The following is a 26,833-nucleotide window of genomic DNA, read 5'->3' on the forward strand; positions in this document are numbered from 1 at the left end:
TGTGGATTTATAGTATGTGGATACTACGAAGAGGAAAAACTCTCTTTATATATTATCGGGAAGGAAGTTGAAAAATGAAGATACATAGGAAAATGATTGGTGTGCTGGCCCTTTTTGTAGTTATGCTGTCTGTGATGCAGCCTCTCGAGATGAAAGCGAATGAAATTGATACCTCTAAAAGTTGCGGCGTAGAACGTGGCAGGGATATCGTCTTTGTCATTCAAGATACTCCAGCCATGCAAGCACAAGATCCACTGCAGGACAGAATTACGGAAGCATTATACATGGTGGACCAGGCGAATTCATTGGATCGTATCGGTGTAGTAGGTTTCAATGAAGCCGTAACGAAGCCATTCCCGTTATCGTCCAATAAATATCAGGCGAAGGCCGCACTGAAAAAGTTTGCTGTATACGCTGATGAGAATGCAAATAATGCTAGTGTTGGTCTGGAAAAAGCTATCCATGACTTGTCTGACCCAAAGTCTGTAAATGAAAAAATCATTATACTGATGACTGTGGGTACGTCTATACACAATGAAAAGAATCTAGCACTTGCTACAGAAGCTTATGAGAATGATATTCAAATCCATACGATCAGTTTTGGCAGTACACCTTCATCAATTATCGATGAATCGACGTTACGAGAAATCTCGAGGATTACAGGTGGAAATTTTAATACCGCAGTAAATGCATCCTACCTACGAGATATTCTTTCTAATTTACAGCAGGAAATCGTCAATTTTCGGGGCCGGGAAGTCCGTAGTGACTGGACGCTGACGAGTGATGTTAACTTGCCGCAAGGATTATTGGTACATAACAATGTGACGATCAATTTGAACGGTTATAACCTAACTGTTGCCGAAGATATAGTTCTAATGAAATGTACAAAACTTCGCGCAGTAAACGGCGCAGTGATTCAAGCAAAGAACCTTGATCAAAAATCAGCCTCAAGCATTCGACTGAATAACAGTCAGCTGAATGTAACGGGAAAAGTAACGCAAGATGGTTCCATTGTAGTGAATGGAAACTATAAGAATTCAGCCGAACCTGAACTGGCGCTAGCATCCTATACACAGCGGATTCACGGCTATTTGAATTTAAATGGTCAAGAAGCATTAATTTCATCACCCATTTTGCAAGAAGGTCATATAGATTTGAATGGTGGAACATTCCACGCTAAAAATAATCTAGAACAAAAAGGTCGTTTTAATGTACGGAAAGGCAAACTACAAGTAGACGGAAATTTGGTAATCAATGGTGGACAGTTACTTGACGATGCGTATATGGAGAATAAGTCACTCGATGTAGGAGCTGGTGTTGTACAAGTAGGATCTAAGGATTCAATGGAGAAAACAAGGCAAAGCGGTAACGTTACACAAAAAAACGGACAATTATATGTCAACCACGGTACAGTCAGAATTTACGGTGACTATATAATAAATGATGGCTGGCTGACCATGATCAAAGGTTCCATGGATACGGACACACCTCAATACGGTGAAGGCGACGGAGATTTTGTACATGTTTTTGGCGATTTCTCGACAGCGAGTAAACGAAACCATGCCACGCGAACATATATACATCTGGGCAAGCCAATGAATGATCAAGGGCATTTGACAGACGGTGTGCTGAAAATAGAAGGTACATTTACTCAATCCGGTGACGGGGAAGGACATCCAATTTATTCGGATAGAATGCTGCAGTACGAAAAAGACTACAGCCGTTATAATTTCCATGCGGAAGGCAGACATAAAGTAGCGCTGATGAACAAAGGGAAAGTCAGTGCCCAGGCAAAAGGATTTACCTTTAATTTACTGGAGTTGCATGGCAAATTAGCAGATTACCCGATGGATCCCTATGTCAGATGGAATAAGCTGAATGAAATCGTAAAATCAGCCAATTCCAATTTAGCCAGTCTGTCGATTAATGACAAAGCAGTGCCCGGCTTCACGCCGTCTGTCAGGGATTATTTCAGATTTGAAGTGCCGGCAGATGATTACCCGGCAGGCGGAGCTCAAACGTTAAAAGTTGATGCCCGTCCACAGGATGGTAATGCACTCGTTGATATTTTAGATCGAACACTGGCCTCTGACGGAACAGGACAAGTAAAAGTACAAGTTAATGCTGTAGATGGCACGAAAAGCATCTATACAGTAGAAGTGAAGATTGGACCTGGGTCAGGCGGAAAAGTTACTTCTATTAAACTGGATAGAAATGAAATCGTCTTTACTGAAAGAGATTCGGGAGGTTATAATCCTGATAAAATCGTTATTGGATACACAGTGTATCCGACGAATGCGACGAATCAGCAGGTAAACTGGACATCAACTAACCCGACTGTTGCAACTGTTACCCCGAGTGGATTAGTGACACCCCATACGAAAGGTGAAACTAGCATTGTAGCGACAACAGCAGATGGAGGCTTAATCGATTCAGCTACTGTAAAGGTCATGGGACAGAACGATTTACTGCAGGGAATCAAGACGCTTGAAGATTTCGTTAGTGACAATGACCGTTATGATAAAATTATGGGTGGCTTGTATGATATTAATAATATCGGAATAGTGGTTCCAGGAAATTATATTGATACATTAACCTTCACAACATCTGGGAATTTGACTGGCGGGAAAATTGAATTAGTTAATGATGTAGATCGTGTAGAAGTTCGTATTAATGGAACTACACTTGGAGCAAACAAAGTAGATAATCACTTTATATTCAACCGCGCATCCATGAAAGTTACCGACTACGTAGAAGTCATCGCATATGATGCTGCATCCAATGAACTCGAGCGAATCGGAACGACTTATCCGGTGAACTTCACATCAACTTCCGGAGTGTCACCGGGTTATTACTCCATCAAAACCCTTTTAGAAAACCAGGTACTATTCAATCAAATCTTGGAAGAATACTCACCTAAACAGCTACGATTTTCTGCCAGATGAAAAAAGGAGGCAGGGCGCGTATAGAAGCGCCCGTACATAATCTATGAAAAAAATAAAGATTCTACTAATGTTCAGCATTCTGCTACTATTGATCCCTACTATATCGGCAAAAGCAACTGTGAAAAAAACTGTGGTCGGTGTATCATCTGCTTTTATAGAAAGAAGCGGCTCTACAACATTATCTGTATTTATCAGTAGTGATGAAAAAATTGCAGGTGGTTCATTCGATATACTCTATAATCCCGAACAGTTAAGAATTAATGCTTCAGATGTCAAAATGACGGATACACTTTCTGAATATCTATCCGTTGGAGGAAGCGACGCATCGGGAAAAATCTCCATTTCATTTGCGAAAGCCAGCGGTAGTGTGATTGATGGTACTGTAATGGAAGTGAAGGCTACAGTACTGTCTGCGGGTTATGGGAATATTAACAATTTAATACTAGAAAATACAGAGTTATATGATGAGCAGGGAAAGCGCATTACAACACAATTAATTAATGGGCAAATTAAACCATTCGTTGGCAAGGAGTCCACACATCCTAATGCAGTTACAGTGGATAAGCCATGGCTTATTACTGTAAGCAAGCCGTACAATCCGGCGACTTTAAACACAAGTGCTGTCACGTTAAAGCGCGGGTCCACTGATTTTCCAATTGAATTAGAAGTGGTCAATGATAGACAGTTTAGGGTAAAGCCGATTGGATCGTATATACGCTCTACATATACATTGGAAATTACGGATCAGCTTCGTTCAATTAATGGTGCAAAGCTAAATGAGCCAGTCCGGCTTAAGTTTAAGGTGAATTGAGGTGAGGGACATGAAGAGTTTAATGAATAAAGTCTTATTATTACTACTAATAATGGTCGCTATCGGAGTGTCGAATTTTATTACAGAGTCAACATATGCGGAAATATTAGAAGTCGGTGAAAGCCGTTCACTTGGTACAACAGTGGAGGTGCCTGTAACGGTTCGGGATGCAATGTATTTGGCATCAGGAAATTTCGTGATTACAGCACCAACTGGTAGAGGAGTGGTTTTGAAAAGCTTCCGTCCGTCACCTGCATTTGATGATCAACTATTTCGGACAAGATTTAGCGTTACCAATAACGCACTCGATCTGAACTTCTTGTCTATTTCCAATAAAGAAGAAAAATTGACAGATAAGAAAGCAACGGTAGGGTATTTAGTTTACGAACTTACTAGTCAATTTAAAGAAGGGACATCCATAGACCTTTCGATCACAACAGCTGGCATGAAGGGGCGTTTAAATACAGATTTGGTTGTGAATCCAATGGACGGGAAAATTGTCCGCAAAATGCCGGTTGGAGATGTAGTGGGAAATGATAAGCCAACAGCCGCTGCCGCTATCCGTATCCTGCAGCATTTAAATAATCCGATTACAGACCGTGAAGCGTTCCTGTCTGCAGACGTTAACGGGGACGGTGTTCTAACGCAAGAAGATGCACAAATTATTTTGGATTATATTGCGGGTAAGCGAACAACATTTCTTGCAATCCAGGCAAAAGAACTGGATAACGCAGTGTTGAAGAGTGAATATAGCGAGAAAGTGGCCGCTATGAACGGTCGTGCACCTTATACATTTAAGCGTGTAGGAACTTTTCCGGCAGGTCTGACTTTGGATGAAACGACAGGTGAAATCAGTGGAACACCAACGCGTGCCCAAAGTTACAACTTTACGATTCAAGTAACTGACGCGCTTGGTGATATTGAAAAGCGGATGTTCAGTATCAACGTAATTGATTCCAACATCCTGTCTATTGAAAAACCGTTGCCAATCAACGTCAAACTGAACGGAACACCTGAATTGCCTGTAAAAGTGAATGTCACATATAAGGACAAAACAACAGGTAAGGAAGCAGTCAGCTGGGAGCCGGTTGATACATCAAAAATTGGCACAGTGATCGCGAAAGGGACAATCGGGGATAGCGGATTTACGGTAAGTGTCGAAGTCCATGTTGTATCGGCAAATTACTTGAATAGCGTAAAAGTTGGATTTGTGCAGTTTCTGAATCTCCATACAATTGAAGTCGATGTATCGGAGGATGTCTATAAAGTGACTGTTAACAACACGTATAGTATGCACTTCGAAGGGGATAAAAAGTTCAGCTTAATCAGCTCGAATTTCTCGGCCAATTCAACTGTCACATTCCGCATGTACGACAAATACGGAAATCTGCTTGAAACAAAGCAACACGTGTTAAAACCCAATTAACTAAACAGAGCCGTCTTCGCCGATCGATAGATATTCAGCGAAGATGGCTTTTTTCTGTGATACGATAGAAAGAAATCCTCTGAAGGAGTTCGAATACATGAAGAATCGACAAGAAAAACATGTCCTGATATATGGAGACATTTTCGTAGACTATATCGCAACAGACGAGACGAACACGGAGTTTTCAACATTCCTAGGTGGTGCAACAGTCAATGTGGCGGCGGGTGTTTCGCGCTTGGGTGCAAAGTCTTCATTAATTACCATGATCGGAGAAGACGAGGATTCGATCTTTGCAGAAAATCAGCTACGACATGAAGGCGTCGATGTGACGTTTGCTGTCCGTTCGCCCGAGAAGAAAGTGAACCGTGTTTATGTACATTTGACTCCTGAATATGACCGAGTATTTGTAAAGTACATCGACGACACACCTGATCTTCAGGTTCAACCGAGTGATTTACAAGAAGAAGCGTTCCAAAATGCATCGATTTTACATATATGTTCCGGTACAATGTTCCAGCCAACTGCTTTGGAGACGACTAAAAGGGCTGTTGAATTAGCAAAGGATCATGGATTGTTCCTTTCAGTAGATCCAAATATTCGTCCGTTACGTTGGGAAAGTGAAGAGAAATGTCGTACTACCATTCTCTCGTTTTTAGATCAGACAGACTTGCTAAAACTTACGGAAGAAGAACTCACTTTTCTTATGCAAGAATCGAGTATAGAAAAAGCGTTAGATCAAATTGCAGCCTATACTATCCCTGTCATTATGATGACGATGGGCAAGGAAGGCACTCTTGCCATCATTGAAGGGGCGCAACATCATGTAACGGTGGAGCCAATCGACCCCGTAGATACCACGGGAGCAGGAGATGCTTTCTTGGCCGGCGTACTTCGCGGTCTTCATCTGAATGGCAAGCCCGAATCAATCGAAGAAATGCTTGCACATATCGAATTTGGCAATCAAATGGGCGCATTATGTGCAATGAAAGTCGGTGCGCTCTCCGCGATGCCGCATGCGGATGAATTGGAGTGATGATGTAACTTGGATTGTGAATGAGCGCTCTATGGGTGCGGCTATTCGCTCTATTGCGGCTTGTGAACGCTCAATGTGATCGTTAAATCGCTCAATGGTAGCCCTCGAGCGCTCAATGCGTCTGTTCAACTGCTCAATGGACCGTCCATCTGCCCAATTGCAACTCGCAATCGCTCAATGTAATCGTTCAACCGCTCACTAGCAGCCCGCAACCGATCAATGCGACGGTTTTTCCGATCAATTGCAATCCGCAAGCGCTCTATGTGTCTGTTTAACCGCTCAATCGCGTCCCTCGAGCGCTCAATGCGTCTGTTCAACTGCTCAATGGACCGTCCATCTGCCCAATTGCAATCCGCAATCGCTCAATGTAATCGTTCAACCGCTCAATAGCAGCCCGCAACCGCTCAATGCGACCGTTTTTCCGATCAATCGCAATCCGCAAGCGCTCAATGTGTCTGTACAACCGCTCAATGCAACCGTCCAACCGCTCAATCCCTTACCAAACAGAATGAAAAAATGTACACAGTGCACTGTGTACATTTTCTCGCAATAACTTTAGGAGCCATATCTAATAGTACAAATATCCTCTATATCAATCTCTTGGACTTCAGAATCTCCAAACGGTTGAAAGTGGATGGTACGTTCTTTTCGATCAAACTGTAAGTAGTACCCGTTATATTGTATCTCTTTGGAATCCTTCAATGTAATCTCTACAGGCGCCCCCATTGTTAAGTCGACGAGTATATGAATGACTTTCTTTTCCTCATAACATCGCGCTTTTCGTTTCGGAAAATACGGCACGTCGTAATCATCGTTAGATCTGAACTTTCTAGATGACATGTTTTTATGCACCTCCTTCTTTCTTTAGCGTATGTGGGAATTTGCTAGAGAACTGTGCCACTTCATTGGATATATTCAATAAGAATGGATTGGTGTATGCTTTTGAGTGAAAAGTTTGTTGGAGATTGTATTTTGATAAAGGTAGAGGCAATTGAACTAGAGTAATTATGAAAAAAAGAGAGTATTATTTTATACCACGTGACTTTACAACCGGTACATATGATGCGATGAAGTGGAAAACCATTGAGGAATGGAGCCGAAAAAACGGTAGGTACTGTCCAAGATGTGATCATGAAAATATAGACAAAACTACCTTGGTGGGAGCTATACCGATGTAACGAGGATGAATTCAGTAGACAAAGACTTTGCACGTACTGCCATTGGAAATTCAGATCGTTATGATATTGTATTGATCCAATCTGAAGCCAATTAATAAAAAGTCATTGCAGTGTCCCTAATCAGGCATCGCAACGATTTTTTATTTCTTCACGAGTAGAGCTTGCTATGAGGTTTAAAGGCTCGGATTGGAATTGAAATATGCTATACTTTGCCTAGAATAGGGGGCGATGTGTCATGGAACATAAAAATTCAGAGCGTTTTCTCATTGCATTTAACCGAATCGATAAATCGTTAATGAGGATTACCGATTTGCCGAATCATTTATCATTCTCGAAGAAAATAGATAAAGCTAAGTCGCAAAATGCCTTAATTGCCCGCTATGAAGATGATTTGCGTGAATTCGGCAGTTTACGTAATGCGATTGTTCATAATCGAACGGGGTTTGACTATGCCATAGCGGAACCGCACGATGAAATTGTAGAACTCATTGAAGGTATAGATGAACGATTATCACACCCAGTAACCGTCAAAGATTTATTCTCTGGAAAAGTACATACTGTGCAAGCAGATGAATCACTCGCCACAGGCTTGCGTTTAGTGAGAAAATGGAAAATCAATCAATTGCCTATTTATAAAAAAGGTCAATTCATCGGATTAATTACGGCAGACGGTATTATGAATTGGCTAGCCGATCAGGATAGTGAGAGCATTTCCCGGGAAATACCGACATTATTAGACGTATATAATCATGAGAAAAGAAGAAAAACCTATCGTTTTGTCAAAAGTTCGATGTCGGTTTATGAAGCAGAAGGGTTTTTCAGAAAGTCCATTGCGACAGGGAGACGTCTAGAAGCACTGCTCATTACCGAACAAGGTGGTAAAGATGAGAAATTGATGGGCATTATTACTCCTTTGGATTTATTGAAAATAGATGAATGAAGAATAGTAGAAAAGGTGAAATAGATGGATAGTGAGCAGAATAAAACCTTATATGAGCCTGCGATTCATTTTCAAAACGTTTCGTTTGAAGTGGAGGGTACGAAGATTCTCGATACGATTACCGGATCTTTTCCTACGAATGAAATTACGGTGTTGGTCGGACCTTCGGGTGCAGGGAAAACGACTTTATTGAAAATGTGCAACGGTCTGCTGAGTCCTACTAGTGGGGATATTACGGTGCAGGGGCGGACGATTCATGAAATGTCACCGGTTGACCTCCGTCGAAAAGTGGGGATGGTGTTACAAAGTTCACCGATGATCGCTGGAAGCGTCTATGACAATTTGGCACTGCCACTGCGTTTACAAGGCAAGACGTTGAGTAAAGAAAAAGCGTTGGATATTTTGGATCAGGTCGGTCTCGAAGGAGAGTATCTTGAACGCGACAGCCGGACCTTGTCTGGTGGTCAGCAGCAGAAAGTATCGATTGCCAGAACGTTATTGAATCAATCGAAGGTTTTGTTGATGGATGAAATTACGTCTGCACTAGATCCATCTTCATTGAATGAAGTAGAGGATTTGATTCGTAAACTGCACGATGAGCATGCCATTACGGTCATCTGGATTACGCACAACTTGGAACAGGCGAAGCGAATGGGGCAGTATGCATGGATTATGGTCGACGGGAAATTAGTGGATGCCGGTGAAATCTCTGTACTGGATCATTCAGATATCCCATCGGTCGATCGCTTTTTGAAAGGAGACTTTTGATGAGTACCTCTGCTTTATTCCTTACATTAATATTTGTATTAATACCGTTAGTACTGTCAAAGACACTAGGATTGCGGTTAGAGAAAGATACCATTATCGCGACGATCCGTTCGACAGTGCAATTAGTGGCGGTCGGCTTCGTACTGAAATTTGTCTTCGATTCGGAAAGTTATGTGTTCATCTTCTTGATGGTTGTTTTGATGATTGGAGCAGCCGTGCAAAATGCGCGTAAAAAAGGAGAAAGTATTAAAGGAATCACATGGAAGTTGATCGTGACGTTTGTATTAATAGAAGTACTGACGCAAAGTATCTTACTCGGGTTCAAGATTGTCCCAGCTACTGCGCAATATATTATTTCATTGACCGGTATGGTAATCGGAAATTCGATGGTCCTTGCGATTTTATTCCTCAATCGCTTTGTGTCAGAAGTTGAAGCGCATCGCTCGGAAAGTGAACTGATCTTGTCACTTGGCGGCACACCAAAACAAGCGATACATAAGCAATTGATCCGCTCTATTCAAGCAAGTATGATCCCGACAATTGAAAGCCAAAAGACGATAGGATTGGTGCAATTGCCAGGTATGATGAGCGGTCAAATCATTGCAGGGGCGGATCCGTTAGAGGCTGTCCAATTTCAAATCTTAGTCATATTCCTATTATTGACAACAGCTGCAGTAACGAGTGTTTGTTTAGGTTTACTTTCCTATCCGACACTGTTCAATGAACGCATGCAAATGATTCAACAACAACAGCACTCGAAGTAATTACTTTTCGAGTGCTTTTGAAAGTGGATAAATGCCGATGCTTTGCACAATGAGTGACAACAAAACTACGGCGAATCCTAACGAGACGAGCGTATCTGCAGAACTGTCTGCGGCATCGGCCAAGCTTAGCAATAAGAAAATCGACATCGTTCCACGAATGCCTGCCCATGATAGGAGCGAGGCTTTTTTGACGTTTAATAATTTTCGATAGCCTGAAAATAATTGCATCGTCCCTGCGATTACGATAAATCGTACAATAATTGAAACAATAAATATCCCGATGACCAGCAACCCATTATGCAAAGGGATCAAGTAGTCAGCTGCCACAATTCCGATAGCTAAAAATAATATGGAAAGCAATGCAGGTTCCGCCACTTCCCAAAAGCCATTCAATGATTCTCGGTGCATTTCTTCCTCATCAGCACGTCCAAGTTCCGCAGATAGCATAATACCTGCCGCCACTGTCGCCAATACTCCTGAAAACCCGAATGCTTCGGCTAAATGAAACGCTCCGTACGCAATGATGATACTGAGTACAACTTGATTTTCTCGATGTGTAGAAAGGTGGATCGCTTTACTAACTATCCAACCTGCGACTAATCCGGTCGCCACACCACCGAACGAGACGGATAGGAATTCTCCTACGAATGACCAAAAATTAAACTTTTGCTGCGTCGTAAACATGGTCAACAGCACAGTAAATAACACGACACTAGTCCCGTCGTTGATCATAGATTCTCCGTCGACAATATCTGCAACAGAAGGATCATCCAACGACTTTTTTAATATGGAAACAACAGAAACAGGATCAGTCGGCGTCAAAATAGAAGCAACCAATAATGCCCCTACTAATGAAATCTCTATACTCGCTCCCATCCAATATGTAGCGATTCCTAAGAGAAGTGCGGTCACGAGTAAACCAGCAGTACTAAGCGTGCCGATAACTCTGGCATGCTTTCGTAATGAGCTGGCCGAGTAGTGGTACGCAGACGCGAATAGCAGTCCAGGTAAGAAAACGGTATAGATAATTTCCTTGGATATATTGATGCTGTCGAAGTAAGAAATGAATGACAGACCGAAACCGATTGCGACTAAAAAGACAGGAAGTGGGAAGTTCTTCTGCTTTTTATCGATTGTCATCGCGACGTAGCCTATGGTTAATAAAATGAGGGTTTGTGTAGTGCTCATCCGCTTCACTCCCTTCTTTGGTGGTTATGTTATAGCTACCATTCCCTTGATGAAGGAGAAGGAAACCGGGTGAGTGGATAAGTTCGAGTTGGAGATTGAAATTCTAGGGGGGTAAGTCAGAAGCGTCTTGCGGGAGCGGTTCTGGCAGGTATTTTCCGCCCACTATCGTGCGAAGTGCTCAATCCATCGAGCCATTCGCTCAATGTCCGTCGTGAAGCGCTCTATCCATCGTGCTGACCGCTCAATGTCGGACGTGGAACGCTCTATCAGTCATGTAATCCGCTCTATGTTAGATGTAAAGCGCTCAATCAGCCATGCTATCCGCTCAATGCAGTGCGTGAAGCGATCTATTAGTCATGTTCTTTACTCAATGCCAAGTGGAGGAGCGCTTGAACAATCAATCGGGCCATTCGCTCAATGTCCGTCGTGAAGCGCTCTATCTATCGTGTTAATCGCTCAATGTCGTACGTGGAACGCTCTATCAGTCATGTGATTCGCTCAATGTTAGACGTAGTGCGCTCTATCAGCCATGCTACCCGCTCAATATCACAGGCCGACCGCTCATCAAACACAAAAAAACCCGCCACTTCAAAAAGAAGTAACGGGTGCTCATCGAACTTAAAACAACAAATGGGCAATACCTGCAATGATGGGCAAGGCAATGATGGTACGCAATAAGAAAATGATGAGTAAGTCGAAAATATTTAATGGGATTTTCGTGCCTAGGATTAAGCCACCGACCTCAGACATGTAGATCAGCTGAATCACAGAAACTGCCGCAATCGTAAATAGTGTAATAGGCGACGTGATGACGCCTTCAGCTAAAATAACAGGCAAGAACATATCCGCGAATCCCACGACCATTGTCTGTGCGGCTTCTGCAGCTTCGGGAATGTGCAAGAAGTTCAGGATATACTCAAATGGTTTACCTAAGATACGGAATACACTCGTATATTCAGCCATTACTAAAGCGACTGTACCGAAAGCCATAACAACCGGTGCCACGCCGAACCACATGTCGAGCACGTTCTGCATTCCTGAGCGAACGGTCTTTAGAATAGAGCGCTGTTTTGAAGCTGTATCAAGTGCGCTAGTTAGTCCTAGTTTGAATACGCTTGTTCCAGCAGGGAGTTTTTCATTCTCTGTGGAATATTCCCGGTCGTCAATATACGTGTTCTTAATTGAACGTAATGGATAAATTCTCGGCATAATGAGGGCGAGAATCAACCCTGTGAATAGAACCGTTGCATAAAATGGTAGGAAGTAGTTTCCGAGACCGACTTTGTCAATGATGACGAGTGTAAATGTAATCGACACTACAGAGAACGTAGTCGAAATAATCGCTGCTTCACGTTGTGTATAATGCCCTTCTTCATACTGTTTGCTCGTAAGCAAGACACCGATAGTACCGTCTCCAATCCATGAAGCGAGTGCGTCTATGGAAGAGCGTCCAGGTAGCTTGAATAAAGGTCGCATAATTTTCACCATCAATGTACCGAAGAATTCGAGCAATCCGAAGTTCAGTAATAAAGGAAGCAGTAGACCGGCAAAGAAGAAGATACTGAACAGGAAGGAAACGAGTCCATCACCTGCAAGTAACAATCCGCCTGTATTCTCGCTCCAAATCGCTTCAGGCCCTAATTGATAGACGACCATAATTGCGAAGATTGCCCCTACAATGCGGGTAATCGTCCAAAATGGAGTTACTTTGAATAAGTTTGTAAAGAATGAAGGTCTGTTTGGATCTTTTTTAACGAATAAATAGAGTACGGATCCGAGTGCAGACGCAATGATCAAGTACATCATAAGTTGTGGAATAATCGGTTCCAATGAGCCTGATAATAAATCCGCCAATTTGGCAATCGGTACTTTCCAGCCTGCTGCAAATGGCAGTGGAATCATGAATAATAGCACACCGAGTATGGATGGAATTAAGAATACTAACCAAGTGCTAGCTGTATATTTTTTCAAGGTATTTCTCTCCTTGTGTATAATCTAGTTGATGTATATTTATTCATTATACTGTTTAACGAGTCGATGTAAATACTTTAGCACAAAGTGTAACTTTTCAGTCAGCGAGCAGTCTATATTGAAACAGGATATACAAAAGCATATGATCGATAAAAGAACGGGAAGCGAGGCGTATGCATGATTACAGTAATTGGCAGTGCGAATATGGATGTCATTGCACAAGCGGACAAGTTTCCGTTACAAGGCGAGACAGTTAGGGGAAAGGACTTTCAGACGGCACCAGGTGGCAAAGGTGCGAATCAAGCCGTAGCATGTGCAAGACTTGGGCAGAAAGTTCAGTTGATCGGCACGACGGGTACGGATTCATTTGGAGAAATGATTGTAGCTAATTTGCGGGATCAACAAGTGGATACTTCATATATCACGCAAGCAGACGGTTCTTCCGGTGTAGCCGTTATTTTATTGACGGAAGGGGACAACCGAATCATTTCCATACCGGGAGCGAACCACGCGTTGACTCCAGAGCGAATTGGGGAGTTGAAATCTGTTATTGGGGCCAGTCAACTGGTGATGATGCAACTGGAACTTCCTATAGATACGGTGTGGTCTGTGCTCGAGCTATGTAATGAATTAGAAGTGCCTGTCGTGATGGATCCGGCTCCTTCGAGTAGCTTTCAATTGGAATATATGCCGTATCTTCACTATTTGACTCCTAATGAAACGGAGTGCGCGCAACTCTTCGGTACTTCAATAGAAGAAACAGTGACAAACTATCCGAATAAACTGCTCGTGACACTAGGAAAAGACGGTGTTTGTTATCATGATCAAGAGAAAATAATCTACGTGCCGGGTGTGCCTGCACAGGTTGTGGATACAACAGGTGCGGGAGATACATTTAATGGAGCGCTCGCTAGCCAATTAGTGCAAGGGAGCAATTTACAGTCTGCCATTCACTTCGCCAATGTGGCGGCTTCATTATCGGTAGGCAAATTCGGTGCACAAGGCGGTATGCCGACTGCACAAGAAGTAGTGAAAAAAGTAGAACAACTAGCGTATAGAGTAGAGTAGAAATCCTTTTATATCAAGGCTGGTTGGCACCCTTCTGTCACCATTGACAAGCTTTACAAAAAATATAACCGTTCCCCCTTTAAATCTCTGAGAAAAAGGCGTATGCTATGGCAATAGAATGGATTACGAGGAAGAAATGGAGGTAGATGTTGATGGTTTTTGGAGAAAACATCAAGGTCCGTAAACGCATCTTGCAGTTGATTGATGGCTTAACAGATGAGGAATTTAACGGAACACCATCACATGGCGGCTGGTCACCCAAACAGATTGTAGAACATTTAGCTTTAATGGAATGTCGAGTTGCTACAAACATCGCCCAAGAATTGAAAAATCCTGAGAGTTTGCGTGTATTCAAAAAACCGATCAGTGTATCGGCAAGTCCTTTAGTAAAGGCTTATTTAATGGAATATACACAACCAACAGATATGCATCTTTCCATTGCAGAGATTAAAGAAAAGCTGCATGCATCGAGAAACTATTTGCTAGATATCTATGAATCAGCCACAATTACAGAACTTCGCTGTAAATCGATCAAGCATCCGGTTTTTGGCAATGTTCCGTTGATTCAATGGTTTCAATTCGTAGGTTTTCATGAAAAGCGTCATCTACGACAATTGAAACGAGCAGTGGAGCAAGTGAAGTCGACTCGCGAACAGCTAGTTTCAACGTCTAAATAATAAACAAGAACTTGTTGCCTCCTAGAGCACAAGTTCTTTTCTTATTTTGCTTTGAATCGGATATACTTTACTTAACCGTGAAGGAGGAGATGGAATGAATCGATATCGTTTTGACACTCCCGAAAAGCTACGCGCATTACTTTGTGAACTAGTCAGTTGGGACAGTCGTACATTGACGGAAGGAGAACGTTTCTTTTCCTGGAAGTTGCAAAATAAGTTGAGTGAATTGGAATATTTCACTGAGAACCCCGACAATATTACGCTTCATGATGCAGGTCTCGGACGCCAGGCCGTGCATGCTTTGTATGAACATCCCGATGCTACAGATACGATTGTCTTGATTAGTCATTTCGATACTGTGCAAACAGATGAATACGGGGCGCTTGAACCACTCGCTTTCCATCCGGAAGAATTGACGAAGAAGTTGCTAGAAAACAAAGATACGTTACCTGAAGCGGCACGCATTGACTTGGAATCAGGAAAATATTTATTTGGCAGAGGCACGATGGATATGAAGATGGGGTTGGCTCTACATATTCAGTTGATTGAACGAGCCAGTATAGAGAAGTGGCCTATTAATTTATTGCTATGTACAGTACCCGATGAAGAAGTAAACTCAGCGGGGATGCGCGCTGCTGTTACGGAACTTGTACGTCTACAAGAGCAGGAAGGTCATCGCTATAAACTATTCTTGAATGGAGAGCCTTCCTTTTCACAAGGACCCTCGGATACGAAAGAATATATTTATTCTGGGACCATCGGAAAGATTATGCCGTCCGCTTTGTTTTATGGAAAAGAAACGCATGTCGGCGAACCTTTAAAGGGGATAACTGCAGATTATATGGCATCGTTTTTAACGCGTAAGATGGAGTGGAATCCTTTATTTCGTGAAATACATCAGGACGAATCAACACCTCTTCCGGTCACGCTGCATCAAAAAGATTTGAAAATCCAATATTCTACGCAAACACCACAGCGAGCCGCTGCGTTATATAATGTATTCTTATTCAAACGGACAGCCGCTGAAATCATGAGCTTATTCGAACAAGTGGCGAATGAGGCGATGGCGCAGTGTACTGAACAGTATAAAGCAGTGTGTGATCGTGAATCGGCTGTGCCACTAGAAGATATTCGCGTATTGCGTTTTGAAGAGTTGCTAAAGTACGCAGAAGATCAGTTAGGAACTAACGAAGTGAACCGATTGAAACAGGAAGTGCTATTGCAGGAAGAATGGGATGACCGCGAGCAATGCATACGTATTGTCGATACGCTCATGATGGAATGTCAGGAATTAGGCCCAGCAACGATACTATTTTATGCACCGCCTTATTATCCGGCTGTCAACTCGTCTGAAGATCCACTTGTACAGGAATCGATTGAGTTTTTGCAGGAGCGAGCGCAAGTATTTGATCTGACCATTGAGCAGGTGCATTATTTTAATGGAATTTGCGATTTAAGTTATGTGCATTATAAAGATAAAGAGGATCATTGGAAGGCGTTTGCAAAAAACACACCAGTCTATGATGAAACGTACTCGATTCCATTCGAAGAAATGCGCAAATTAACTGCGCCGGTGTTGAATGTGGGCCCATTTGGTAAGGATGCGCATCAGAAAACGGAGCGGTTGCATATTGATAGTGCGTTTAAGGAGATGCCGGTGTTGTTGGAACAGTTGGTTAAGAGGCTTGCGGGCATGCAACAGCCGAAATCTAGATGAAGTTGCCGAACGTGAAGGTGTATTAGAATAATAATAGAAAGAAGTTCAGCAACATTGTGATCGCTAGTATATATTTTTTGCAGAGAAAGTGTTTGAATCGTTTTACACAACACAAAAACTTTCAAAAAGGCTATCCTTTCGAAGTAACTACTTCCAAGAGATAGCTTTTTTAATTAGATAATCCGTCCCACTTCCTGCGACTGGCTTTCCAAGTCTGCAGCTGACGAGGCAATCGAGCGGAAGTCATTCATCGCAATTTCAATTTCATTCTGACACTGCACGATGTTCTGCTGCGCTAACGAAGTACCTTGTGAAATCACACCAATATCCTCTGTGATCGTTTCAATGCCTTTACGCACTTCAACGATGGAATCCTGTACATTTCCTGAAAGTTTCCGAACCTCTTTTGCTACTACGTCAAATCCGCGTCCGAATTCTCCAGCTCGTGCTGCTTCAATTGCTGCGTTTAACGCCAATAAATTCGTCTGGCTGGCAATCGCGCGTATAGTCGTGACGATGCCTTGAATATCTTGGGAATGAACTTCTAAACGTTGTAATGAACTAGTATTCTTTTCTGAGACAACGGCTATCCGTTCGATCATATTCAGCAATTCCGTACTTCGATTCATTCCAGCATTGGCTTGTTGCGTAAGGTCTTCTGCCATTTTGTGCATCTCATTGACGACTTCGACAATAGAATTTTGTCGTTCTGTAATGTCAGTTGCGATTTTTGTGACACCGATCACTTTTCTATGCTTGTCATCAAAAACCGGCATATATGTCGCTTCGAGCCACACCGCGGAACCATCTTTAGATTTACGTTCAATTTTCCCTTGATAGCTAATCCCCTTACTGAAATTCTGCCATTGCTTTTCATATGCATTACTTTCAAGAAAATTCTCGAAACAAAGTTTTTCATGCTTCATTCCAAGCATTTCTTCCGGCTCGTAGCCGATCGTATGTGCAAAGTTTTTATTTACATAGGCAATACGACGATTCATATCAAAACGAATGATGGCCAAGTGATCTTCCATTGCTTGCACGACTAATGCATCGGTTACTGGATGTTGAGTATTTTGTATCATGTATACAACTCCTTTAGTCTTCTTTCTGTTCGTGAAAGCTCTTTCATCTATTAAACCATAGAGTCTAATGAAATAGCATAAAGTGTAAAAATATATTTTGGAGATGTGTCTATAATGCCAATTCCCTACTAACGGGTAATAAATCGGAGAGGTGCATGTTTTCAACTTATCCGAATTTCAGCTATACTAAGAGTAGAAGCAATTTAAGAATAGGATGTGCCAGGATGAGTCATTTAGTGGTAGAAAAGTTAACAAAAACAGTTGGAGAAAAAACACTTTTTAAAGACGTAGGATTTAATTTGAAAAGTGGAGATAAGATTGGTTTGATCGGGATTAATGGCACGGGAAAGTCTACGTTACTATCCATCATTTCGGGACAGGGAAGTGCGGATACGGTGACAATGGATCATCCGAATAAGTTCCGTGTCGCCTATTTGCCTCAAGAACCGATTGTCAATCCGGACTTAACCGTGATGGAAGCAGTATTCGAAAGTGATGCGCCTGTCATTCGGACAAATCTTAATTATGAACATGCGTTGCAACTACTTACCGAAGATTCTTCGAACGAAGAGTATCAGGAGCGTTACTCATTCTATCAAAATGAAATGGATTCAACGGGTGGCTGGGATTTGAATGCCTTGGCACGTACTATATTAATGAAGCTAGGAATTGAGACATTCGATAAGAAAATGGGCGAATTATCAGGTGGCCAACTGAAACGTGTGGCTCTCGCTAAAGTATTAATCGAACCAGCGGATTTATTATTACTAGACGAGCCGACGAACCATCTAGATGTGGCATCGATTCAGTGGTTGCAAGACTTCTTGCAAAATGTTCAAGGAGCAGTATTATTCGTTACACACGATCGCTATTTCTTGGATCAAGTTGCTACACATATTTACGAGTTAGCGGATCAAACACTTTATTCGCATACCGGAAATTACGCAGATTATTTGGAGTCAAAAGCACTGCGTGAAGAGATGTCAGCTGCTTCGGATCAAAAAGATCGTAATCGCTACCGCAGCGAATTAAAATGGATTCGTCGCGGTGCTAAAGCGCGTTCGACGAAACAGAAAGCACGAATTGATCGCTTTGATGAACTTCAAGCGAAAGTGAAGCATACCGATGAGTCATTGGACTTTGAAATGGATTTACAAACGACACGTCTTGGTAAAAAAGTGTTGGAAATCAACAATATTACGAAAAGATTTGACGATAAAGTTATATTGAACGGTTTTTCTGCTATTCTACAAGCGAAAGAACGTATTGCAATTATTGGACCGAATGGTGTAGGAAAGACGACACTACTTCAAATGCTAGATGGTACAACTAAGCCGGACACCGGTGAAGTCGATACAGGCTCTACCGTAAAGATTGCTCATTTTCATCAACATTTGCCACCAATGAATGAAAACCAGCGTATTATCGAGTATATTCGTGAGACGTCCAATGATATTGAATCAGGAGACGGCGAGCGATTATCTGCAACGCAAATGTTGGAAAGATTCTTATTCCCTTCGTCTGCACACGGAACGCCAATCGGTAAATTATCAGGTGGGGAACGTAAACGTCTCTATCTATTGAAGCTATTAATGGAACAACCGAACGTTTTGCTGCTGGATGAGCCCACGAATGACTTGGATCTCGAAACACTTTCCGTTTTGGAGTCGTTCATTGATACGTTCGCTGGAGTCGTCGTTACGATTTCCCACGACCGTTTCTTCTTGGATCGAATTTCACGTAAGCTGTGGATTCTAGACGGCTCAGGTGAAATCGACGTACGGCTTGGTTTGTATTCGGATTACCTTGATGAAAAGAATACAAAAGACGTAAAACCACAAGCAAAAGTGTCGGTTGTGGCTCCGGCTCCAGAAGTTAAAGCACCTAAAAAGAAAATGACGTACGCTGAAAAAATTCAATGGCAAACGATTGAAACAGATATAGAACGAATGGAAGAAAAAATAGCGGAAACAGAACAAAAAATGACGGCTACAGGCTCAGACTACGATCAGCTTCGCCAACTGGATGAAGAGCTAGTATCGCTAAATCAACAATATGAAGAACTGGTCGAGCGTTGGTCTTATTTGCAAGAATTAGCTGATTAATTATATTGGAGGAGATTTTCTTGAAAATCAAATCGATTGAACCGACACCAAGTCCGAATTCTATGAAGATTATACTGGATACACCATTACCTGATGGAACAAGCCATAACTATAAAAAGAAAGATGAAGCGCAAGCACCTGAGCCAATCCGTTCTCTTTTAGCTATACAAGGGGTTAAAGGGATTTATCATGTACTCGACTTTATGGCAGTGGAAAGAATCGGAAATGTGGCGTGGGAATCTATACTTGGAGAAGTACGCTCTATATTGAATGAAGAAGGCGAAACGACAACACAAGCCGAGGAGCAAAAGATAGACGAGCACTTCGGTGAGGTCTATGTTCATGTCCAGACGTATAAAGAGGTCCCGTTGCAAGTGAAAGTGTTCAATAGTGATGAGGAAGCTCGGTTTGCGCTAAGTGAACGTTTCGTTCAAGCAATGGAGACGGTTCATCATTCCGAAGTGGAGAATTATATTTTACTTCGGAAATGGGCAGATTATGGGATCCGTTACGGTGAGTTGCAAGAGGTCGGTGAACAAGTCGTTTTAGAACTTGAAGCGGCATATCCTGAAGCGCGTTTGCGCGAGCTCGTCGAAAAAGCGGAGAAGGCTGAAGAAGAAACGAAAGATCGGGGACAAAAAGTAACCGTATCGGAATTTGTCGTTCCAGAATGGGAAACACGTTTCCGATTGCTTGATCAAATGCCGGATCCGGACGAGTCGGACTATCCAGTATTGATGATGGCACTGAAAGACGAGAAAATGTCGATTCGTAGACTCGCTACCGTGTATCTCGGTATGATAGAAGAAGAATCAGTCATTCCGTATATCGAAAAGGCCTTACTAGATAAAAGCTGGGCGGTCCGTCGTACGGCTGCCGATTGCATGAGTGACCTTGGATATGTTGGTTTTGAACCTGCAGCGATCCGTCTATTACAAGATAAAAACAAGTTAGTACGTTGGCGTGCAGCCATGTTCCTCTATGAATCCGGAACGGAACAAGCATTACCTGCACTGCACGAAGCAGAAAACGATAATGAATTTGAAGTGAAACTGCAAGTGCGGATGGCAATCGCCAGAATTGAAGAAGGCGAAGAGGCAAAAGGTTCAATCTGGCGTCAAATGACGGAAAGAACTAAATAAATTTTGTAAGTCTATGTTGATTCGTGTCGAATCTTCATAGACTTTTTTTTATAGAATCATTGACAGAGAATTCAAACCGGTTTATGATGAGTATAGATATTCGGAAAGGCATTCCGATAATCGTAAAAACATATATTTTGTGGGAGTAGAAGAATGGAGGGTTTTGCATGTTTAAATTAGCTATTGAAAATACAGATGCGCTAAGACCGGCATCTGAAGTAATGGACATTCAAAGACTAGGCGTAATGCGCTCAACAAGTCTCAGCTTTTTACGTATTTTAATTCGTAAAATGATGCGTGAAGCTTGGGAGATTGAGCAAACGACCTTTGATATCGATGACGAAGGATACGGTGAAGCGCTTTATAGTATTACTACCCCACAAGGTACGTATACATTTGTTGCATTATCCCGTGAGATCAGTGAAGAAACTCGAAGTGATCGGGTCATTTCCGAAAGATGGGATGTAACATTTGCGCTTTGCGATGGAGCCATTTCCGATAAAAAACTAAAACGAATGAAACAAGAACTTCCGAAACAAGAAATGGGCCGAGGAGATGTCACGGATCTCGTATGGTCGAGAGCGAATAAAAGCCAACGTGTTTTTTCTCATGTTGTGGAAGCGCTATCTCAAGGTAAGCAGCCTGATGTAGAAATGATTTACGATATTGGCTATCTATTCCGCACAACTGCAGTCTATGGAAATGGTAAATTTGGAATTGCACCTTACGAACATATGAAAGATAATCATACGTTCAGCGGCGCCTATCAATCTCAAATGTTTGCTGTGTATATGTTACGTCACTTCAGCTTTGATTTGGTTGAACATATCGCGCGCAAGAACAATCCTGAAGCGGCTACGTTACAGCCAGAAATAAAGAAACTACTTGGAACAGGTAATGCAACAGGACTAGGAATGGTACCTTACTTAATATCTCATCCAAAACTTCTTCATCAATGGATGTGGATTCGTGAGGTAGCATTGGCGCGTGCAAAGAAAATGAAGCCAACGGTAGATGATTGCCAGCGCTTCATTACAAAACTGCAACAAATACGTACATTCTTTGAAGACGCTCCAATTCCGGACATGGAAGTATTTAGAAATCCGAGAGACTTGGCAAAAGAAGTCGGAGAGATTTCCAAGTTAGTAGAAGATGTGTGTATCGCTATAGTGCGTTCCGATAGTGAAGTAGGAAGACTATGGGTAGAATTTACTGATGAAATACAAGCGAAATTCACAATGGAAGCACAGGAATTGATTAACTCGGAACTGATTGATCTCTATCCTGCAGTAATCGTCGACTTAGAGCACCAGACGAATGCAGACGACGGTCTTCATTTAATACCTGAAATGTCAATTGGTTCATTACGCGAAATTATTAAAAAACAATATCAATGGGCATTCCAATACGACTTCGCCAAACGCGAGTCGAGACATTATTTCTGGTATCGTTCTGCTGAAAAAGAAGAACCGCGTATCGGAGAACGTGGAATCGACCCGGGCGATGAGTTGTATATGCCAATGAATATTGCAGAACAAGTTCAGCAACTCGCTACGGAGATCGAAGTTTGTGATAATGATTTGAAAGTAGCGGCATTCTTACTGAAAAAGCCCGAACTAAGAGGGATTGTCAGAAGAATCCAATCGTTGGACGGTTTAGAATATGGCGAAGTACAAGCGAACCTGACAGGAAAAGATCTACTTCCGGTATATCTATTGCGTTGTAAACTAGCGATACTTGGCGCTGAACGTTATGACCCGAAATCCAATCGATGGGTACGGATCACGCTATTCCAAGGAGCACCATTAGTTGAAGAAATCGGAACTACTTCATTCGAGGATGATTGGTTCTATCCATTAATAGCGAAAGCAGAGGAGATCAAATGACTATAGACATGAAAGATATGATTGTAATAGATGCTTTGGAATTAAGTAAATGGGATCGCGATTTTGTCATCATGCTACAAAAAGGTGGCGTTACAGCTGTTCACGCTTGCGTTGGTTTATGGGAAAATGCTCGAGAAACATTGACTAAAGTAGCGGAATGGCATCGCTTCTTTAATGAAAACAGTGATTTGGTTATGCCTGTCAAAACGGGAGAAGATATCGAAACCGCGAAGCGTATCGGTAAACTAGGAATCATTTTAGGCGCACAAAACACTTCTGCTTTAGAAGATGAATTAGGTCTCGTCTCCGTATTTAATGAGATGGGTGTCAAAATTATGCAGTTAACATACAACAATCAAAACTTGATCGGTAGTAGCTGCTATGAAGAAACAGATCCTGGTCTTTCTCGATTCGGCAAGAATGTCATTAAAGAAATGAATCGAGTAGGAATGGTCATCGACTTATCACATGTCGGAACGAAAACATCACTTGATACATTGGCGCTTTCAAGCCGACCTGTCGCGATCACTCATGCGAATCCGGATTGGATTTATCCATCTAAACGTAATAAGTCAGAAGAAATTCTTTCTGCTTTACGCGACAACAAGGGAGTACTTGGTGTGTGTGCATATCCTCATTTGATTAATGGGGCAGATACAACACGAGAAGAATTCTGTGATATGATCGCTCGTACGGCTGATTTCATGGGAATTGACCATGTAGGGATCGGAACGGACTTAACACATAATATGTCTACGGACTTCCTTGCGTGGATGCGAATGGGTCGCTGGACACATGAAATCGACTACGGTGCAGGTTCGAAAGCGAGTCCAGGATGGCCGGATTGGCCGGAATGGTTCCAGACACCTGATGACTTCCCGAATATCGCAAATGGATTAGAAGCTCGCGGTATGACATATGAGGAAATATCTAAAATTATGGGCGGCAACTGGCACCGGTTCTTTACGGAGGGGTTCAAGTCTGAGAAGGAGTTGGAGAAATGCGTGTCTCTCACTTAGAATTATATACTCATTGTAAGAAAATTTTCCAAGCTCTTGGAGTTCCTTATGGCTATGCGGAAGAAGGAGCAGAAACGGTAGCAAATGCTGAGTTTCTTGGATTATATGGATTACAACAACTTTACGATGAACTACCGGATTTGCAAGGTGAATTTGAAGAGCTAGAACTATTGAATGAATCGGATCGCGTGACGGTAATTGATGGTGGAAAGCAAAGTGGAATGCTACTTGGCAAAGCATGTGCCGATTATTTGATCGCACGTTTGGAAGCTCAGCCGTCAGTAGCTGTCTGCGTCCGGGATGCAAGACCATCTCGGGTGCTTGCACAACAAGCGATGTATATATCGAAAAAAGGATTGGCTAGTATTATTTTGTACAAGAAGCCAAGTCACTCATCACTAATTATTTCATCACCGAGTTTCGCATACCCCATCATGATCCACAAACGTAATAATGAGGATATCATGGAAGGAATCAATAAAGAATTAGGCCTAACAGGTGATCAGAAATTGAAATTGCCATCTGTTACAACAAGATTTTGTATATTTGGTACAACGAATATTGAAGCAATCGATGAAGTGATGGAACGCTTCGAAAACACAATAGACACATCGTATATTTTAACGACCACAGATGATTTTGAACAACGATGGGAATCTTCGTGGCAATTTGGAACAGAAGTCAGCAGAGAATTGTGGCTTGAATTAAACGAAATAGGCAATCGTATGCTAGTGGAATCTACTGATCAATCGCGGGAACGCGGTGCAGGAGAAATGGCATAAAACTAGATTATTTACTGGAGGAGACTATACATGATGACAGTTACAAGTGAAGTTAAAGTATTGAAAAACTATATTAACGGTGAATGGGTAGAAACTTCAGGTACAGATATGTTGGAAATTAGAAACCCAGCGAACAAGGATGAATTGGTTGTTAAGGTTAAGCAATCAAATGCTGACGATGCACAAGCGGCTATCGAAGCAGCAGAAAAAGCATTCCCTGAATGGAGTAAGACACCATCTCCTGCAAGAGGCGAGTATTTATTCAAAATTGCTGCCATCATGGAAGCAGAAGCAGATGAAATCGCGCGTATCATTGTACAAGAAGAAGGAAAAACCTATGCGGATGCTTTCAAAGAAGTAAATTATGCAGCGGGTATCGTGAAATTCTACGCAGGCGAAGGTCGTCGCATGACGGGCCGTATCGTTGAGTCGGATATGCCAGGCGTACAAATCGAATTACACAAGGAAGCACTCGGAGTCGTGTTAGTTGTCACGCCTTGGAACTTCCCATTGTCTATTCCGGCTTGGAAGATTGCACCGGCTATTCTTAGCGGTAACACAGTCGTGTTGAAAGCTTCATCTGAAACACCATTGACAGCACAGAAGTTCGTTGAAATTGTTGAAAGAGCTGGCGTTCCTGCTGGTGTCGTCAACCAATTAATAGGACCAGGTCGTTTGGTAACAGATATGATAAATCATCCAGCTGTAAAAGCAATTACATTCACTGGATCGAATCGTGTAGGTAACTTAATCTATAAAGAAGCAGCAAAAGATATGAAGCGTGTATTACTTGAAATGGGTGGTAAGAATCCACTACTCGTAATGGAAGACGCAGACGTAGATGCAGCTGTTCAACTTGCAGTAGCAGGTGGATACGGTCAAACAGGTCAAGCGTGTACAGCAACTAGTCGCGTACTTGTCCACAAAGATATCCGTCAAGAGTTCACGGATAAACTAGTAGAAGCTTCTAAGAAAATCAAAATGGGTAATGGCATGGACGAAGGTGTCACAATGGGACCTCAAGTAAGTGATGGCGAGCGTCAATCTACACTGGATCTTATTGAAAAAGCTAAAGCTGAAGGCGGCGAAATTCTAACAGGTGGCGGTATTCCTGAATTCGAGGGATCTGATAAAGGATACTTCGTAGAGCCAACAGTAATCGGTGGCGTGAAGACAGAGATGACGATTGCACAGGAAGAAGTTTTCGGACCTGTAATCAGCATCATTGAAATCGAGTCGATCGATGAAGCGATTGAAGTAGCAAACGATGTGGCATTCGGTCTGTCTGCAGCTATCTGTACACGTAACCTAACATATATGAACCGTGCATTGAACGAAATTCAAGCAGGGATTGTTAAAGTGAATATGACGACAACAGGTACATTCTTCCAGGCGCCATTTGGCGGTTATAAGCAGTCAAGTACTGGAACATATAAGGAACTCGGCAGCGAAGCGATTGAATTCTATTGTCAAAATAAAACTCGGTACATCAACAGCAACTAAGTTAGAATGGATGAAGAAGAGGAATAGAGCAGTCTTTCCTCTTCTTTTCTATTCATCACACAAAAGGAGTTTATGAAAATGACTAAGACACAGGAAGTTTCATCTACAGTGGTGAAGGCCATATCCGTCATCAACTATTTGAATGATGTGTCGGGTCCTCAAGGAGTCAGTGATATTAGTAAAGGTCTCGGTTTATCGACAACCATCGTGCACCGTTTACTGACAACATTGAAACTAGAAGGTATGGTGTTTCAAGATCCACGTTCAAAACTATATACGTTAGGAACGATCTTTTTAGATTATGCCAATAAAATCATGACTGAAATGCCTATAGCGCCTGTCGTAGAACCATGGCTTATGTCGTTACGCAACGATACAGGTGAGACAGTCGGATTCTATATGCCTACAGGACAGATGCGAATTTGTGTATTGGAGTATGAAAGTCAGCAAGAAATCAGGCGATCAGTCGGAATCGGTAAACGTCTCCCCTTATATTTAGGCGCGAGCGGAAAAGCGATTCTTGCGTTCCAATCACCTGAACAACAGGAAAGAGTACTAGGTACGTTATCTGTAGAAGAACGTAGTGAATTGAAAGGTACTCTACAAGAAATACGAAACCAAGGGTACGCAACCAATGAAGAGGAAATCAGCTCAAACGTTGCGGCATTGTCAGTCCCCGTATTTGATAAGCAACATAGCGTCATTGGTGCATTATCTGTATCAGGACCATTATTCAGATGGAATCGTCAAACGATGGAACTGCATGTAGCATCCGTAATGGCTGCAAGCAAGGAAATAACAGAAGCACTATAAAAAGGATGGGAT

Annotated in this window: 22 protein-coding genes; 17 read left to right on the forward strand and 5 right to left on the reverse strand. The window is 42.2% G+C overall.

The genetic code is table 11. The features are described 5' to 3' along the window. Positions 1-74 precede the first annotated feature (74 nt). From SporoP17a_RS13065 to SporoP17a_RS13080, 4 genes are all read left to right on the forward strand, one after another. Positions 75-2,945, forward strand: a complete 2,871-nt coding sequence (locus SporoP17a_RS13065; RefSeq protein WP_083035083.1) for an Ig-like domain-containing protein — start codon at positions 75-77, stop codon at positions 2,943-2,945. Positions 2,946-3,012: 67 nt separating this feature from the next. Further along, on the forward strand, positions 3,013-3,756 hold the full coding sequence (locus SporoP17a_RS13070) for a cohesin domain-containing protein (protein WP_156890578.1): 744 nt from the start codon (positions 3,013-3,015) through the stop codon (positions 3,754-3,756). Between the two features lie 10 nt (positions 3,757-3,766). Further along, positions 3,767-5,182, forward strand: a complete 1,416-nt coding sequence (locus SporoP17a_RS13075) for a putative Ig domain-containing protein (protein WP_083035085.1) — start codon at positions 3,767-3,769, stop codon at positions 5,180-5,182. 97 nt (positions 5,183-5,279) lie between these two features. Beyond that, positions 5,280-6,215 carry a carbohydrate kinase family protein gene (locus SporoP17a_RS13080; RefSeq protein ID WP_083035086.1) on the forward strand — a complete coding sequence of 312 codons (936 nt, stop codon included), beginning with the start codon at positions 5,280-5,282 and terminating at the stop codon, positions 6,213-6,215. A 313-nt stretch (positions 6,216-6,528) separates the two neighbouring features. On the opposite strand, the gene SporoP17a_RS16810 is transcribed toward SporoP17a_RS13080, so the two are convergent. Together SporoP17a_RS16810 and SporoP17a_RS13085 are read right to left on the reverse strand one after the other, a co-directional pair. Further along, positions 6,529-6,699: a hypothetical protein gene (locus tag SporoP17a_RS16810; protein ID WP_156890579.1), complete on the reverse strand. Its 171-nt coding sequence runs from the start codon at positions 6,697-6,699 to the stop codon at positions 6,529-6,531. A gap of 71 nt (positions 6,700-6,770) precedes the next feature. After that, positions 6,771-7,055 carry a hypothetical protein gene (locus tag SporoP17a_RS13085; RefSeq protein WP_083035087.1) on the reverse strand — a complete coding sequence of 95 codons (285 nt, stop codon included), beginning with the start codon at positions 7,053-7,055 and terminating at the stop codon, positions 6,771-6,773. A 573-nt stretch (positions 7,056-7,628) separates the two neighbouring features. Between SporoP17a_RS13085 and SporoP17a_RS13090 the strand changes: the two genes are divergently transcribed. The 3 genes from SporoP17a_RS13090 to SporoP17a_RS13100 are packed head-to-tail and all read left to right on the forward strand — an operon-like array spanning position 7,629 to position 9,865. Further along, complete coding sequence (locus SporoP17a_RS13090; protein ID WP_083035088.1) at positions 7,629-8,333, forward strand: CBS domain-containing protein; 705 nt, start codon at positions 7,629-7,631, stop codon at positions 8,331-8,333. 24 nt (positions 8,334-8,357) lie between these two features. Then, positions 8,358-9,101, forward strand: a complete 744-nt coding sequence (locus tag SporoP17a_RS13095) for an ABC transporter ATP-binding protein (RefSeq protein WP_083035089.1) — start codon at positions 8,358-8,360, stop codon at positions 9,099-9,101. Then, on the forward strand, positions 9,101-9,865 hold the full coding sequence (locus SporoP17a_RS13100) for an ABC transporter permease (RefSeq protein ID WP_083035090.1): 765 nt from the start codon (positions 9,101-9,103) through the stop codon (positions 9,863-9,865). The genes SporoP17a_RS13095 and SporoP17a_RS13100 overlap by 1 nt, the downstream gene beginning before the upstream one ends. Here SporoP17a_RS13100 and SporoP17a_RS13105 read toward each other — a convergent pair whose 3' ends face one another. Together SporoP17a_RS13105 and SporoP17a_RS13110 are read right to left on the reverse strand one after the other, a co-directional pair. After that, entirely contained in the window at positions 9,866-11,053 is a 1,188-nt protein-coding gene (locus tag SporoP17a_RS13105) for a cation:proton antiporter (protein ID WP_083035091.1), read from the reverse strand. A 618-nt stretch (positions 11,054-11,671) separates the two neighbouring features. After that, positions 11,672-13,024, reverse strand: a complete 1,353-nt coding sequence (locus SporoP17a_RS13110) for a YjiH family protein (RefSeq protein WP_083035092.1) — start codon at positions 13,022-13,024, stop codon at positions 11,672-11,674. A gap of 177 nt (positions 13,025-13,201) precedes the next feature. Here SporoP17a_RS13110 and rbsK point away from each other — a divergent pair, with 177 nt between their 5' ends. The 3 genes from rbsK (at position 13,202) to SporoP17a_RS13125 (ending at position 16,486) form a co-directional block, all read left to right on the forward strand. Next, positions 13,202-14,092, forward strand: a complete 891-nt coding sequence (rbsK, locus tag SporoP17a_RS13115; protein WP_083035093.1) for a ribokinase — start codon at positions 13,202-13,204, stop codon at positions 14,090-14,092. A gap of 152 nt (positions 14,093-14,244) precedes the next feature. Then, on the forward strand, positions 14,245-14,769 hold the full coding sequence (locus tag SporoP17a_RS13120) for a DinB family protein (protein WP_083035094.1): 525 nt from the start codon (positions 14,245-14,247) through the stop codon (positions 14,767-14,769). 94 nt (positions 14,770-14,863) lie between these two features. Continuing rightward, a complete protein-coding gene (locus tag SporoP17a_RS13125; RefSeq protein ID WP_083035095.1) occupies positions 14,864-16,486 on the forward strand; it encodes a M20/M25/M40 family metallo-hydrolase in 1,623 nt (540 codons plus the stop codon). Between the two features lie 173 nt (positions 16,487-16,659). On the opposite strand, the gene SporoP17a_RS13130 is transcribed toward SporoP17a_RS13125, so the two are convergent. Beyond that, entirely contained in the window at positions 16,660-17,571 is a 912-nt protein-coding gene (locus SporoP17a_RS13130) for a methyl-accepting chemotaxis protein (RefSeq protein WP_156890580.1), read from the reverse strand. Positions 17,572-17,795: 224 nt separating this feature from the next. Here SporoP17a_RS13130 and SporoP17a_RS13135 point away from each other — a divergent pair, with 224 nt between their 5' ends. The 7 genes from SporoP17a_RS13135 to SporoP17a_RS13165 all read left to right on the forward strand — a co-directional run bounded on the left by SporoP17a_RS13135 (position 17,796) and on the right by SporoP17a_RS13165 (position 26,821). Continuing rightward, positions 17,796-19,676: an ABC-F family ATP-binding cassette domain-containing protein gene (locus SporoP17a_RS13135; RefSeq protein ID WP_083035096.1), complete on the forward strand. Its 1,881-nt coding sequence runs from the start codon at positions 17,796-17,798 to the stop codon at positions 19,674-19,676. Between the two features lie 20 nt (positions 19,677-19,696). Next, complete coding sequence (locus tag SporoP17a_RS13140; protein ID WP_083035097.1) at positions 19,697-20,818, forward strand: virulence factor; 1,122 nt, start codon at positions 19,697-19,699, stop codon at positions 20,816-20,818. A 167-nt stretch (positions 20,819-20,985) separates the two neighbouring features. Beyond that, entirely contained in the window at positions 20,986-22,704 is a 1,719-nt protein-coding gene (locus SporoP17a_RS13145) for a hypothetical protein (RefSeq protein WP_083035098.1), read from the forward strand. Further along, entirely contained in the window at positions 22,701-23,723 is a 1,023-nt protein-coding gene (locus SporoP17a_RS13150; protein WP_083035099.1) for a membrane dipeptidase, read from the forward strand. The genes SporoP17a_RS13145 and SporoP17a_RS13150 overlap by 4 nt, the downstream gene beginning before the upstream one ends. Continuing rightward, positions 23,705-24,505 (forward strand): DUF3726 domain-containing protein, encoded by an 801-nt coding sequence (locus tag SporoP17a_RS13155; protein ID WP_083035100.1) that lies wholly within the window; start codon positions 23,705-23,707, stop codon positions 24,503-24,505. The genes SporoP17a_RS13150 and SporoP17a_RS13155 overlap by 19 nt, the downstream gene beginning before the upstream one ends. A gap of 30 nt (positions 24,506-24,535) precedes the next feature. Further along, a complete protein-coding gene (locus SporoP17a_RS13160; protein ID WP_237262331.1) occupies positions 24,536-26,008 on the forward strand; it encodes an aldehyde dehydrogenase family protein in 1,473 nt (490 codons plus the stop codon). Positions 26,009-26,086: 78 nt separating this feature from the next. Then, positions 26,087-26,821, forward strand: coding sequence for an IclR family transcriptional regulator (locus SporoP17a_RS13165; RefSeq protein ID WP_237262332.1), 735 nt, complete (start codon positions 26,087-26,089; stop codon positions 26,819-26,821). Positions 26,822-26,833 lie beyond the last annotated feature (12 nt).

This window comes from Sporosarcina ureae (assembly GCF_002082015.1).
Taxonomy (GTDB): Bacteria; Bacillota; Bacilli; order Bacillales_A; family Planococcaceae; genus Sporosarcina; species Sporosarcina ureae_A.